The organism is Pseudomonas sp. NPDC088368 (assembly GCF_044753445.1).
Taxonomy (GTDB): domain Bacteria; phylum Pseudomonadota; class Gammaproteobacteria; order Pseudomonadales; family Pseudomonadaceae; genus Aquipseudomonas; species Aquipseudomonas bambusae.
Window position 1 is genome coordinate 66,704 of record NZ_JBIVNG010000017.1, and the last position, 12,553, is coordinate 79,256.

Consider the following 12,553-nt stretch of genomic DNA (forward strand, 5'->3'; position numbering starts at 1 on the left):
GCAGAGGCGCCTTTGAACAATCAATAATTCGCTCCGCCTTGCGCGGTGCTGTTTAGGAGGCCGACATGCAGCTCAAAGATTCGAAGTTGTTCCGCCAGCAGGCTTACATCAATGGCGCCTGGGCCGATGCCGACAGCGGCCAGACCATCAAGGTCAACAATCCGTCGAACAACGAGATTCTCGGCACCGTGCCGAAAATGGGCGCTGCCGAAACCCGCCGTGCCATCGAAGCCGCCGACAAGGCCCTGCCCGCCTGGCGTGCACTGACCGCCAAAGAGCGTGGCGCCAAGCTGCGTCGCTGGTTCGAACTGATGATCGAAAACCAGGACGACCTCGGTCGCCTGATGACCCTGGAGCAAGGCAAGCCGCTGGCCGAAGCCAAGGGCGAAATCGCCTACGCCGCGTCCTTCATCGAGTGGTTCTCTGAAGAAGCCAAGCGTATCTACGGCGACGTGATTCCAGGCCACCAGCCGGACAAACGCCTGATCGTGCTGAAACAACCTATCGGCGTGACTGCTGCGATCACTCCGTGGAACTTCCCGGCCGCGATGATCACCCGTAAAGCCGGCCCTGCGCTGGCCGCCGGTTGCACCATGGTCTTGAAGCCTGCTTCGCAAACGCCTTACTCCGCACTGGCGCTGGCTGAACTGGCCGAGCGAGCGGGCATTCCTGCTGGCGTGTTCAGCGTCGTGACCGGCAGCGCGGGCGACATCGGTTCCGAGCTGACCAGCAACCCGATCGTGCGCAAACTGTCGTTCACCGGCTCGACCGAAATCGGTCGTCAGCTGATGGCCGAATGCGCCCACGACATCAAGAAAGTCTCGCTGGAACTGGGCGGCAACGCGCCGTTCATCGTGTTCGACGACGCGGACCTGGATAAGGCCGTCGAAGGCGCGATCATCTCCAAATACCGCAACAACGGTCAGACCTGCGTCTGCGCCAACCGCATCTATGTGCAGGACTCGGTCTACGACGCGTTCGCCGAGAAACTGCAGGCGGCAGTCGCCAAGCTGAAAGTCGGCGACGGCCTGGCTGAGGGCACCACCACTGGCCCGTTGATCGACGAAAAAGCGGTTGCCAAGGTCAAGGAGCACATCGCTGATGCGCTGGGCAAAGGCGCGAAAGTGCTAAGCGGTGGCAACAGCCTGGAAGGCAACTTCTTCGAACCGACTATTCTGGTCAACGTGTCCAAAGACGCAGCTGTGGCCAAGGAAGAAACCTTCGGCCCATTGGCGCCACTGTTCCGCTTCAAAGACGAAGCGGAAGTGATCGCCATGGCCAACGACACCGAGTTCGGCCTGGCGTCGTACTTCTACGCCCAGAACATGAGCCGCGTGTTCCGCGTGGCCGAGGCGCTTGAATACGGCATGGTCGGCATCAACACCGGCCTGATTTCCAATGAAGTCGCGCCATTTGGCGGTGTGAAGGCCTCGGGTCTGGGTCGTGAAGGCTCCAAGTACGGCATCGAAGACTATTTGGAAATCAAATACCTCTGCCTCTCTGTTTAAAGCTGCTGCGCTCGGTGAGGCTGCTTGCCTGACCGTCGCACGCGACGCTTCAAATAGCGGTAGAAGATTCAACCCGCGCAGCGCGAGAGCGACGTTGTGCGGGTATTAGCAGCACCAAAACCATTCGCTGGCCGGGAGGCCGCGGCAGTCGATCATCGTATGCTGCCGCTGTTGACCCCCGCCGCCTGATCCTTGAACCACGCCGCCCGATGAGCGGTGAATGAGGAAACCATGAGCAAAACAAACGCATCCTTGATGAAACGCCGTGAAGCCGCTGTCCCGCGTGGCGTTGGTCAAATTCACCCGATCTTCGCCGAATCCGCGAAGAACGCTACCGTTACCGACGTTGAAGGTCGTGAGTTCATCGACTTCGCCGGCGGTATCGCTGTACTGAACACCGGTCACCTGCACCCGAAAATCGTCGCTGCCGTTCAAGAGCAACTGACCAAGCTGACCCACACTTGCTTCCAGGTATTGGCGTACGAGCCCTACGTTGAGCTGTGCGAAAAAATCAACGCCAAGGTCCCAGGCAATTTTGACAAGAAAACCCTGCTGGTCACCACCGGCTCCGAAGCCGTAGAGAACGCCGTCAAGATTGCCCGCGCTGCCACTGGCCGGGCTGGCGTGATCGCGTTCACTGGCGCTTACCACGGCCGCACCATGATGACCTTGGGTCTGACCGGTAAAGTCGTGCCGTACTCGGCCGGCATGGGCCTGATGCCAGGCGGCATCTTCCGTGCGCTGTACCCGAACGAGCTGCATGGCGTGAGCGTTGACGACTCCATCGCCAGCATCGAGCGCATCTTCAAGAACGACGCCGAGCCAAAAGACATCGCCGCAATCATCATCGAGCCAGTGCAGGGCGAAGGCGGTTTCTACGTCGCGCCTAAAGCGTTCATGGCTCGCCTGCGCGAACTGTGCGACAAGCACGGCATCCTGCTGATCGCTGACGAAGTGCAGACCGGCGCTGGCCGTACCGGCACCTTCTTTGCCATGGAACAGATGGGCGTCACTGCCGATCTGACCACCTTCGCTAAATCCATCGCTGGCGGCTTCCCGCTCGCGGGCGTTTGCGGCAAGGCCGAATACATGGACGCCATCGCACCAGGTGGCCTGGGCGGCACCTACGCCGGTAGCCCGATTGCCTGCGCCGCCGCGCTGGCGGTGATGGAAGTGTTCGAAGAAGAGCACCTGCTGGATCGCTGCAAAGCAGTGGGCGAGCATCTGGTCACCGGTCTGAAAGCCATCCAGGCCAAGCACCCGGTTATTGGCGAAGTGCGTGCTCTGGGCGCGATGATTGCGGTCGAGTGCTTTGAAAACGGTGACACCCACAAGCCGAACGCGGCGGCCGTGGCGTCCGTCGTGGCCAAGGCTCGCGAGAAAGGTCTGATCCTGCTGTCGTGCGGCACCTATGGCAACGTTCTGCGCGTGTTGGTCCCGCTGACCTCGCCTGACGAGCAGTTGGACAAAGGCCTGAAGATCATCGAAGAGTGCTTCGCTGAGATCGCCTGATGCGTCATTGAAGAGGGTCACATTGATCAAAATGTGACCACTTCGTCAGAAAAAACCTGCTTCGGCAGGTTTTTTCGTTTATTGACGTCAGAAAAGTCGCTTAAAGCCTGTCTCGCACGCCGCTCTTTGACTAAGGTACGAAGACTGATGCCGGAGAGTCATGATGACCGTTGTAGAGGCACCTGCTGTTCCTCGTATTTTGATTGCAGAAGGCGATCCTTGGGCACGTGAGATGCTCAATGAGCTGGTTCTGGACGTGCGCTGCGACGCGCAACTGGATGTGTGCTCGGACGGCAAGCAGGCGGTGGAGCTGATGCGTGGCTACATCCCGGATCTGGTGATCGCTTCCCGAGAGCTTCCGGGCGTTGATGGCCTGACCCTTCTGCGCGGCGTGCGCCTCCTTAAGCGCCAGCCGCCAGTGCGTTTTATCCTGCTCAGCAACCGTAACGACAGCGCCAGCGTGCGCGAAGCCGTGCAATTGGCGCCGACGGCCTATCTGACCAAGCCGCTAAACATCGAAAGCCTGCGTCAGCGGCTGGAAAATCTGTTGCTGAAGGACGGCGCACAGGTCGCGTGCGAAGTGCCTGCGCTGGCGCCTGGCGTCGGGCTGGATGCGTTCCTGGAAAAGCGTCGAGAACTGGCGGACGGCGGCCCGTTGTACGTCGATGTCCGCGAAGCGCTGACTCGCTGTCGCACGCCTGCCGGCATCGACCTCAAACGTCTTGAACAAGAATTGACCGACGACCCTCACGTTACCGCGGTGTTGATTGCCGCGGCGAACAGCGCCTCGCAGCATCAAGGCAAACCCCAGCAGACCCTCGGACAGGCACTGACAGTGCTGGGCGCGACTCAGAGCGCCAATTTGATTCAAGGGCTGGCGCTCAAGCGGGGCGCGATTCTGACGGACCCGTCGCTGATCATTCAAGCCAGTCAGGTGTGGGACGTTTCACGTCGAACAGCAGGATATGCGCGGATTCTCGCGCGCACGTTGGATCTGGATCACGAGCGCTGCTATTGCGCGGGCTTGCTCAGAGGGTTGGGTGATCTGTCGGTGATTCGTTGCCTTCAGGAATGGCTACAGGCCGGAGGCGTGCTAGACGATGCAACCATTGCCCACGCGCTGGACCAATATGCGGCGGCGTTCGGCTCGGCCCTGCGCACGCGCTGGCGTATTCCGTTGGAGCTGCGCGAACTGATCGCAGCGGTGTATCAATACACCACCGGGGTCTACACCCGCGAAGTGCTGGCCATGAACCTGGCGGGGCAGATGGGCCGTCTCGGTCAGGAAGACCCGCTGGAGGCGCTGGCCAAGAGCAAATCGGCGCGGTTGTTGAAGGTCAACGCGTCCGATCTGGAGCGGGTGCGAAACAAGCTCGTCGCCTGATTCACCGTCAGAGGGCGCTTCCACACATCCGCATCCGCGCCGCGAAGCACGGCCAGACAAGGACTTAACTGTGGGAGCGAATTCATTAGCGAATGATCGGTCGGCCGCCGGAGATGCATCGCCTGTCCCGGCCTCTCGCGAATGAATTCGCTCCCACAGGTATTTTTACGACAGCGAGCTCTACACCAACACAATCTGATTCTTGCCCTGACGCTTGGCCTGATACATCGCCGCGTCCGCGCGGGCGAAGAGGGCTTCGAGGCTCTGGTCGTTGCTGCCCAGGTTGGTCAAGCCCTGGCTGGCCGTGATGCCGAACGTCTTGTCATCCCGCTGAAAGCTCAGCCGCTGGATTTCTCGCTGTAATCGCTCGGCGATCTGCTTGGCCATGTCCGGTGCACAACCGATGAACACCGCCGCGAACTCTTCCCCGCCAATACGCCCGAAAAGGTCGCCCCGACGCAGCGTCGTGCGGCCGCATTCGGCAATGCGCTGGAGCACGATGTCACCTTCTTGGTGGCCGTAGGTGTCGTTGACCAGCTTGAAGTCATCCACGTCCAGCAGCAGAAACGCCATGGGCGTGCCTTGCAAACGGGCCTGTTCGAACTCGCGCTGGGCACATTCGAAGAAATGGCGACGGTTGCTGCTTTGAGTGAGGACGTCGGTGGTGGCCAAGCGTTGCAGCTCGTCTTCAAGCTGCTTCTTCTCGGTGATGTCTTCCGCGATGCCCACCACGACCAGACGCTGCCCGTGCTCGGCCTGATGGCTGACGAAGCATTTGTCGCTCAGCCAACGAACCTGGCCGTCGGCTCGGATGATCCGGTATTCGCGGTCTTCAATAGAGCCCTTCTCCAGCACTTCACTCAGGCTGCGCTCGGCGTAGTCGAGGTCATCCGGATAAATGCTGTCGCGCCATTCGTTGTAATCGGCCAGCAGCAGGCCAGCCGAACGACCGAAGATGCGCTCGTAGGCGGGGCTGACGTAGATCATGCGCTGGGTTTGCCAGTCGAATGCCCAGAGTACGGCGTTGACACTCACCAGCAGCGAGCTGAACAGCTGTTCACGTTCGCTCAGCCGGGCAACTTCCGCTTGGGCGTGCATCAGCGCCAGAAGAGTTTCTGCTGTGGCGGGGGTGTCTATAGAAGGCGTCTGGTTGTCCATGAGCACTGCATCTCAATATAAGGTGCGGCGCACAGCCACAACATGTCACACAGCATAGTGCGAAGGTGATAATGAGATTGGCGTAGTGGCACTAAGTTCCGACAAACACCCACCCGGACGGGTGGGCGCCGATCAATGGCTTAGCCGTGGGAAGGGCGTAGCGAGTAGGTTTTCAGCTGGTCGGCGAAGTCGCGCAGGGACTGAATGCCGCTGGCTTCCGCTTCGTGGACCCAGTCTTTGATGGCGGCGAGCATGTCGTGGCCGTTGCTGCTGGTGCGCGCCCAGATCTGCTGCAACGCGAGGCGTTTTTCGTAGATCACTTTCAGCGCCTGGCTGTGTTCCAGCATGGTCTGGATGCGCGCCTGATGTTTGTCTTCCAGCAGGCTGGTTTCGCGAGACAGCAGCCGTTTGGCCCGACGGAACTGATGACGAACCGACTCGTCGGCTTTGGCGAGTTCCTGTTTGACCAGCGGCGCGATCACCAGCTTGCGGTACTGGGCCATGATCTGGAACCGGTTGTTGAGGATGGCCATGGCGGTGTCCATGTCCACGTGGCCCTTGCCTGCGACCCGGTGGGCAATCGGCGCCACGCGCTGAACCTTGGCCAGACGCAGCCAGCAGAACACTTTGATCCACGCCCAGCCCATGTCGAACTCCCAGCGCTTGACCGACAGCTTGGCCGAGTTCGGGTAGGTGTGGTGATTGTTGTGCAGCTCTTCGCCGCCGATCAGGATGCCCCACGGCACCAGATTGGTCGCGGCGTCCCGGCATTCGAAATTGCGATAGCCGACCGCATGACCCAGGCCGTTGACCACACCAGCGGCCCACACCGGAATCCACATCATCTGGATCGCCCAGACGGTGATGCCGATGACGCCAAACAGCGCAAGGTCGATGGCGCCCATGATCATCACGCCCAAAAGCGGATAGCGCGAGTACAGGTTGCGCTCGATCCAGTCTTCCGGGCAGTTCTTGCCGTAGATGCGCAGCGTCTCGGGATTTTCTGCCTCGGCGCGGTACAACTCGGCGCCTTTGCGCAGAACCGTGGACAGGCCTTTGATGACCGGGCTGTGCGGGTCATCTGCTGTTTCGCATTTGGCGTGGTGTTTGCGGTGGATGGCCGTCCACTCGCGGGTGTTCTGTGCCGTGGTCAGCCACAGCCAGAAACGGAAAAAGTGCTTGAGCCCGGCGTTGAGTTCCAACGAGCGGTGCGCGGAGTAGCGATGGAGATAAACCGTGACGCTGACGATGGTGACGTGAGTCATCGCCAGAATGACTGCGACCAATTGCCAGACGGACAGGTCGAGCAGACCGTTGTTCCACATAGGCTGAGTTGCCCTCGGTTGTAACGCATGCGGGGTGCAGGGAGGTGAATACCGACCCTGAGACGACAGCGCGCATTATCACTTAGCCACCAGATAAAACCAGTCGGTGTTTTAGATAAGCGTCGCAGGATGTTTCTTATTCTATAATCCCGTCCTTTCGTAAGGTTTTTGGTTTTCATGTCAGCGATTACCCGAGATGCGCTCAAAACCGCACTGTTGTATGGGCTGCTGTCGATTTTCTGGCTGGCGTTCACCGACTATGTGCTCCCGCTTTTGATCGAGGATTCGATTCAGTTGGCCCGTGCTCAACTGATGAGCGGTTATGCCTGGCTGGCGCTCAGCGCGCTGTGCGTCTACTTCGCACGATTCCGGCTGCTGAGCTTCATGGGGGTCAAGGCCCGCCAACGCCGAAAAGAGGACATTCAACGCCTGCGTCTCGCCGCTGCGGTCTTCGACAGCACGCTGGAAGGGGTGCTGGTGACCGATGCAAGCGGCGTGATCGTTCATGTGAACCGGGCGTTCATGGAAATCACCGGCTATCAGCAGGACGAGGTGCTGGGCTTGACGCCGCAGAAGTTCAAGTCCGGACGGCACGGTCCCGAGTTCTACGAGCGCATGTACAAGTCCATTTCCAGCGCGGGCCAGTGGAGCGGCGAGATCTGGAATCGGCGTAAAAGCGGCGAGATTTATCCGCAATGGCAAAGCATTCGCTCAATCAAAGATGATCAGGGGGCGATCACGCATTACGTCGCGGTGTTTTCTGACATCACGTCTATCAAGCATTCCGAACGTGAATTGGTCCATCTGGCCCATTACGACGCCCTGACGGGCCTGCCCAACCGGCTGTTGTTCAGCGACCGAGCCGAGCAGGCGCTCACCCATGCCCGGCGAAAGAAAGAGACGCTGGCGCTGTTGCTGATCGATCTTGACCAATTCCAGCACATCAACGACAGCCTCGGGCACAACCTGGGCGACGAAGTGCTAAAGGCGGTCGGGGAGCGGTTGGCGAGCTTTTTGGAGAAAGGCCTGACACTCGCGCGATTGGGCGGTGATGAATTCGCCGTGTTGATCGAAAACCCACACCAGGCCGTGCAGGCGGCCGAACTGGCGCAAGGCATCCTCGACGGAATGCGCGAACCCTTCGTTATTGAAGGCCAGCCGCTGTTCCTTTCAGCGAGCATCGGCGTTAGCATTTTTCCCCACGACGCGATGAGCGCCGAGCAATTGTTGCGCAACGCCGATGCCGCGCTGTTTCTCGCCAAAAGCCAAGGGCGTGAACGCTACGCCCTGTACACCGAAGAACTCACGGCGCGCGCCCAGCGTCGAGTCGAACTGGCCGTTGAATTGCGGCAGGCGATCGTGCAGAACGAATTGCGCGTGTTTTATCAGCCGATCCACAACCTGCGCACCCGCCGCATTGAGGGCGTCGAGGCGCTGGTGCGTTGGCAGCATCCGCAGCGCGGGATGGTCTCGCCCGGCGACTTCATTCCCGTTGCCGAACAAAGCGGACTGATCGCGGAGATCGACAACTGGGTGCTGACCGAAGCCTGTCGGCAAATGCGCCAGTGGCTCAAGGACGGAGTGGTCCTGTCGTTTGTGGCGGTCAACGTGTCCAGCCGCCTGTTCGGCCGCGGCGATCTGGATCGGAGGGTCGCTCAGGTGCTGCATGAAACCGGGCTGGCGCCGGGTTATCTGGAGCTTGAAGTGACTGAGAGCGCGATCATGGACGATCCCGAGCAAGCGATTGAGCAGATGCATCGCTTGCGGGAGTTGGGCCTCAAGCTTTCCATCGATGATTTTGGTACGGGTTATTCGTCGCTGCTGCGGCTCAAGCGGATGCCGGTGCAGAAGCTGAAAATCGATCAGGGGTTTGTCGCGGGCCTTCCGGAAGATGAAGACGACATCGCCATCGTTCACGCGGTCATCGCGCTGGCCCAAGCCATGGGCATGCGGGTGTTGGCTGAAGGTATCGAGCAGGCCGATCAGGCAAATTTTCTGCTGAACAGCGAATGCGAGTTGGGCCAGGGCTACTGGTTTGCGCGGCCTATGCCTGCCGCGCAGATCGATTGGCAGCATGCGCCGGTGTTTGCGTTGAGCTGACGTCCGACGGCCAGGCATGGGCCTGTGGGAGCGGATTTATTCGCGAAATGGCAGAGGCGATGCAGTTGCATTGTCTGTACAGACCATTCGCGGATGAATTCGCTCCCTCAGTGGATGCCGTGCAGGCAGACGCGCATCCGGCGTCTGAAAAACAGCCAAATTCACTTTGGTTATATCTGCATTCTTAAATAGTATTTTTAAGAATAACCCTCCCTCTCTAATATCGCGCTTACGCCACGAGCAGCCGCCTTCCCACCGCCGCTGCGGGCAACTCTTTCAAGGAGCACGATAATGAGCGCATCTCTACGTAGCGTCGACGGCCAGGACGAAGCAAGCATTCTGCGAGAAATTCAGAGCGCTCTGCGTGACCTGCGTTTCGGCGCGGTTGAAATCACCGTGCACAACGCGCAGGTGGTCCAGATCGAACGCAAGGAAAAATTCCGTCTGCAGAACCCTGGCAAGCAGCAGGGTTGAGCACCACGAACACCGATTACGTGTAGCAGTCCGGCTTGCCGGCGGCGATGTTGAGGGCGCGACCGCCGGAAAGCCGTGCTGTTACAGACAACGCTTGACCCAAAAAACTAGAAAAAGCCAACAACACACAATTTCCAGGAGCTTGATTCATGTCCATTCGTCGTTACGCGCTGGCCGCACTCGCCAGTGCCGTGTTTGCCGGTTCCGCCGTTGCAAAGGACTACACGCTGTTGAACGTGTCGTATGACCCGACGCGTGAGCTGTATCAGGACTACAACGCTGAATTCATCAACTACTGGACCAAGGCCCACCCAGGCGACACGGTCAAGATCAACCAATCCCACGGTGGTTCGGGCAAGCAAGGCCGCTCGGTCATCGACGGTTCGCCTGCAGATGTTGTGACCCTGGCGTTGGCCGGTGACATCGACGAAATCTCGAAACTGGGCAAATCCATCCCGGAAAACTGGCAGACCAAACTGCCTGACGCCAGCACCCCGTACACCTCGACCATCGTGTTCCTGGTGCGCAAGGGCAACCCGAAAGGCATTCACGATTGGGCTGACCTGATCAAGAAAGACGTCGCGGTCATCACCCCGAACCCGAAAACCTCTGGCGGCGCTCGCTGGAACTTCCTGGCTGCGTACGCCTATGGCCTGAAAGCCAACGGTGGCGACGAGACCAAGGCCAAGGCCTACATCAAGACCCTGTTCGAACACGTGCCTGTGCTGGACACCGGTGCTCGCGGCGCAACCATCAGCTTCACCAACAACGGCCTGGGCGACGTCCTGCTGGCGTGGGAAAACGAAGCCTTCCTGTCGCTGAAAGAAGACGGCGGCGCCGACAAGTTCGACATCGTCGTGCCTTCCCTGTCGATCCTGGCCGAGCCACCGGTTGCGGTCGTCGAGAAGAACGCCGAGAAACATGGCACCACCGAAATCTCGACTGAATACCTCAAGCACCTGTACAGCAAGGAAGGTCAGGAAATCGCTGCGAAGAACTTCTATCGTCCTCGCGACAAGGAAATCGCGGCCAAGTACGAGAAGCAGTTCCCGAAACTGGAGCTGGTGACCATCGACAAGGACTTCGGCGGCTGGAAAGAGGCTCAGCCTAAGTTCTTCAACGACGGCGGCATCTTCGACCAGATCTATATTCCGAAGTAATTCTGGCGGATAGGACGCAGTACTGTGGGAGCCGGCTTGCTGGCGAAGGGGGTTTGTCTGATGCTGCTTTGGTGACTGACACACCGCTTTCGCCAGCAAGGTGGAACGCCACCCCGGCGGCTCCTACAAAATTCGTCGTGATCTGCTAGATTTTGCGACGTTTTTCAATATCAGGATTAAAGACCCGGACTCGCTCCGGGTTCTGTGTATCAACCAAGGACCTTTATGTCTCGACGCATATCCCCCGTCATACCCGGCTTCGGGCTGACGCTGGGCTACACCTTGGTGTACCTCAGCTTGATTGTGCTGATACCGCTCGCGTTCATGTTCATCCATGCGTCGCAACTGACCGCCGAGCAGTTCTGGAACATCGTCACCGCGCCTCGGGTGCTGGCCGCGCTGAAATTGAGCTTCGGCACGGCGTTCTACGCAGCGATCATCAACGGCATCATCGGTACGCTGTTGGCGTGGGTGCTGGTGCGTTACACCTTTCCGGGCCGCAAAATCATCGACGCGATGATCGACCTGCCATTCGCACTGCCCACGGCCGTTGCGGGCATCGCACTGACTGCCCTATACACGCCGGCCGGTCTGGTAGGCCAGTTCGCTACCGACTTGGGCATCAAGATCGCGTACACCCCGTTCGGCATTACCCTGGCGCTGACCTTCGTCACGATGCCGTTCGTGGTGCGGACCGTGCAGCCGGTGTTGGCCGACATACCCCGTGAAGTCGAAGAAGCCGCTGCCTGCCTCGGCGCTCGCCCGCTGCAAGTGTTCCGCTACATCCTCGTCCCTGCGTTGCTCCCCGCCTGGCTGACAGGCTTCGCGCTGGCGTTCGCCCGCGGCGTGGGCGAGTACGGTTCGGTGATTTTCATCGCGGGCAACATGCCGATGAAAACCGAAATCCTGCCGCTGCTGATCATGGTCAAACTCGACCAGTACGACTACGCGGGCGCGACCTCCATCGGCGTGCTGATGCTGGTGGTGTCATTCATCCTGTTGCTGCTGATCAACCTGCTGCAACGTCGAATCGAAACCCCGAACTGAGGAGGCGCACTATGTCTGGTCCATCGCTCATTGCCGCTTCCTCCGCCAACGCTGCCCGTCGTGGCAGTGCGGTGTCGCGGCGTATTCTGATCGGCCTTGCCTGGCTGGTTTTTGCAATCTTTCTGCTTTTGCCGTTGTTCGTTGTTGTCAGTCAGGGGCTGAAAAACGGTCTGGGCGGCTTCTTCACGGCGATTCTTGAGCCTGACGCGTTGTCGGCGTTGAAACTCACGGTGTATGCCGTGCTGATTTCCGTGCCGTTGAACGTCGTGTTCGGCGTCTCGGCTGCCTGGTGCGTGAGCAAATATTCGTTCCGGGGCAAGGCGATTCTGGTGACCCTGATCGACCTGCCGTTCTCGGTGTCGCCGGTGATTGCCGGTCTGGTCTACATCCTCATGTTCGGCGCCCGTGGCGTGTTCGGGCCGTGGCTTCAGGATCACGACATCCAGATCGTCTTCGCCCTGCCGGGTATCGTGCTGGCGACCATCTTCGTGACGGTGCCGTTCGTGGCCCGCGAGCTGATCCCGCTGATGCAGGAGCAGGGCACGCAGGAAGAAGAAGCGGCGCGCCTGCTGGGCGCCAACGGCTGGCAGATGTTCTGGCATGTGACTGTGCCGAACATCAAATGGGGTCTCATCTACGGCGTGGTGCTGTGTACCGCCCGTGCGATGGGTGAGTTCGGCGCGGTGTCGGTGGTGTCCGGCCACATTCGCGGCGTGACCAACACCCTGCCGCTGCATGTCGAGATTCTCTACAACGAGTACAACCACGTGGCTGCATTTGCCGTGGCGAGCCTGTTATTGATCCTTGCGCTGTTCATCCTGCTGCTCAAGCAGTGGAGCGAAGCGCGCATTAGCCGTCTGCGCCAAAGCGCGGCGGAGGAATAAT

At 59.7% G+C, this 12,553-nt stretch carries 11 protein-coding genes; 8 read left to right on the forward strand and 3 right to left on the reverse strand.

Annotated features, from left to right (window positions below):
- Nucleotides 1–65: 65 nt before the first annotated feature.
- The 3 genes from gabD (at nt 66) to ACIQAL_RS29350 (ending at nt 4,404) form a co-directional block, all read left to right on the forward strand.
- Nucleotides 66–1,508 (forward strand): NADP-dependent succinate-semialdehyde dehydrogenase, encoded by a 1,443-nt coding sequence (gene gabD / locus ACIQAL_RS29340; RefSeq protein WP_166595841.1) that lies wholly within the window; start codon nt 66–68, stop codon nt 1,506–1,508.
- Nucleotides 1,509–1,739: 231 nt separating this feature from the next.
- Entirely contained in the window at nt 1,740–3,020 is a 1,281-nt protein-coding gene (gabT, locus tag ACIQAL_RS29345) for a 4-aminobutyrate--2-oxoglutarate transaminase (protein ID WP_401151735.1), read from the forward strand.
- Nucleotides 3,021–3,183: 163 nt separating this feature from the next.
- Entirely contained in the window at nt 3,184–4,404 is a 1,221-nt protein-coding gene (locus ACIQAL_RS29350; RefSeq protein WP_401151738.1) for an HDOD domain-containing protein, read from the forward strand.
- A gap of 180 nt (nt 4,405–4,584) precedes the next feature.
- On the opposite strand, the gene ACIQAL_RS29355 is transcribed toward ACIQAL_RS29350, so the two are convergent.
- Entirely contained in the window at nt 4,585–5,562 is a 978-nt protein-coding gene (locus ACIQAL_RS29355) for a sensor domain-containing diguanylate cyclase (protein WP_178115725.1), read from the reverse strand.
- A 140-nt stretch (nt 5,563–5,702) separates the two neighbouring features.
- Nucleotides 5,703–6,887 carry a delta-9 fatty acid desaturase DesA gene (gene desA, locus ACIQAL_RS29360; protein ID WP_401151741.1) on the reverse strand — a complete coding sequence of 395 codons (1,185 nt, stop codon included), beginning with the start codon at nt 6,885–6,887 and terminating at the stop codon, nt 5,703–5,705.
- A 177-nt stretch (nt 6,888–7,064) separates the two neighbouring features.
- On the opposite strand from desA, the gene dibA reads away from it, so the two are divergent.
- Nucleotides 7,065–8,987 carry a phosphodiesterase DibA gene (gene dibA / locus ACIQAL_RS29365; RefSeq protein ID WP_401151743.1) on the forward strand — a complete coding sequence of 641 codons (1,923 nt, stop codon included), beginning with the start codon at nt 7,065–7,067 and terminating at the stop codon, nt 8,985–8,987.
- Nucleotides 8,988–9,278: 291 nt separating this feature from the next.
- Nucleotides 9,279–9,461, forward strand: coding sequence for a sulfur starvation response protein OscA (gene oscA / locus ACIQAL_RS29370; RefSeq protein ID WP_081565193.1), 183 nt, complete (start codon nt 9,279–9,281; stop codon nt 9,459–9,461).
- A gap of 16 nt (nt 9,462–9,477) precedes the next feature.
- Here the strand turns inward: oscA and ACIQAL_RS29375 are convergent, their stop codons facing one another.
- The gene (locus ACIQAL_RS29375) at nt 9,478–9,612 is read right to left on the reverse strand and encodes a hypothetical protein (protein WP_401151747.1); all 135 of its coding nucleotides are present in this window, start codon (nt 9,610–9,612) and stop codon (nt 9,478–9,480) included.
- On the opposite strand from ACIQAL_RS29375, the gene ACIQAL_RS29380 reads away from it, so the two are divergent.
- From ACIQAL_RS29380 to cysW, 3 genes are all read left to right on the forward strand, one after another.
- Nucleotides 9,611–10,621 carry a sulfate ABC transporter substrate-binding protein gene (locus ACIQAL_RS29380; protein ID WP_166595837.1) on the forward strand — a complete coding sequence of 337 codons (1,011 nt, stop codon included), beginning with the start codon at nt 9,611–9,613 and terminating at the stop codon, nt 10,619–10,621. The two genes, ACIQAL_RS29375 and ACIQAL_RS29380, sit on opposite strands and share 2 nt — an antisense overlap.
- A gap of 225 nt (nt 10,622–10,846) precedes the next feature.
- The gene (gene cysT / locus ACIQAL_RS29385) at nt 10,847–11,668 is read left to right on the forward strand and encodes a sulfate ABC transporter permease subunit CysT (RefSeq protein WP_166595836.1); all 822 of its coding nucleotides are present in this window, start codon (nt 10,847–10,849) and stop codon (nt 11,666–11,668) included.
- A gap of 11 nt (nt 11,669–11,679) precedes the next feature.
- Nucleotides 11,680–12,552 carry a sulfate ABC transporter permease subunit CysW gene (gene cysW, locus ACIQAL_RS29390; protein ID WP_166595835.1) on the forward strand — a complete coding sequence of 291 codons (873 nt, stop codon included), beginning with the start codon at nt 11,680–11,682 and terminating at the stop codon, nt 12,550–12,552.
- The last annotated feature ends 1 nt before the right edge of the window (nt 12,553 follow it).

Excerpts from the sequence above, each read along its gene's own strand:
- gabD (WP_166595841.1), top strand. The coding sequence starts at position 66 with ATGCAGCTCAAAGATTCGAAGTTGTTCCGCCAGCAGGCTTACATCAAT.
- gabT (WP_401151735.1), top strand. The coding sequence starts at position 1,740 with ATGAGCAAAACAAACGCATCCTTGATGAAACGCCGTGAAGCCGCTGTC.
- ACIQAL_RS29350 (WP_401151738.1), top strand. The coding sequence starts at position 3,184 with ATGACCGTTGTAGAGGCACCTGCTGTTCCTCGTATTTTGATTGCAGAA.
- ACIQAL_RS29355 (WP_178115725.1), bottom strand. The coding sequence starts at position 5,562 with ATGGACAACCAGACGCCTTCTATAGACACCCCCGCCACAGCAGAAACT.
- desA (WP_401151741.1), bottom strand. The coding sequence starts at position 6,887 with ATGTGGAACAACGGTCTGCTCGACCTGTCCGTCTGGCAATTGGTCGCA.
- dibA (WP_401151743.1), top strand. The coding sequence starts at position 7,065 with ATGTCAGCGATTACCCGAGATGCGCTCAAAACCGCACTGTTGTATGGG.
- oscA (WP_081565193.1), top strand. The coding sequence starts at position 9,279 with ATGAGCGCATCTCTACGTAGCGTCGACGGCCAGGACGAAGCAAGCATT.
- ACIQAL_RS29380 (WP_166595837.1), top strand. The coding sequence starts at position 9,611 with ATGTCCATTCGTCGTTACGCGCTGGCCGCACTCGCCAGTGCCGTGTTT.
- ACIQAL_RS29375 (WP_401151747.1), bottom strand. The coding sequence starts at position 9,612 with ATGAATCAAGCTCCTGGAAATTGTGTGTTGTTGGCTTTTTCTAGTTTT.
- cysT (WP_166595836.1), top strand. The coding sequence starts at position 10,847 with ATGTCTCGACGCATATCCCCCGTCATACCCGGCTTCGGGCTGACGCTG.
- cysW (WP_166595835.1), top strand. The coding sequence starts at position 11,680 with ATGTCTGGTCCATCGCTCATTGCCGCTTCCTCCGCCAACGCTGCCCGT.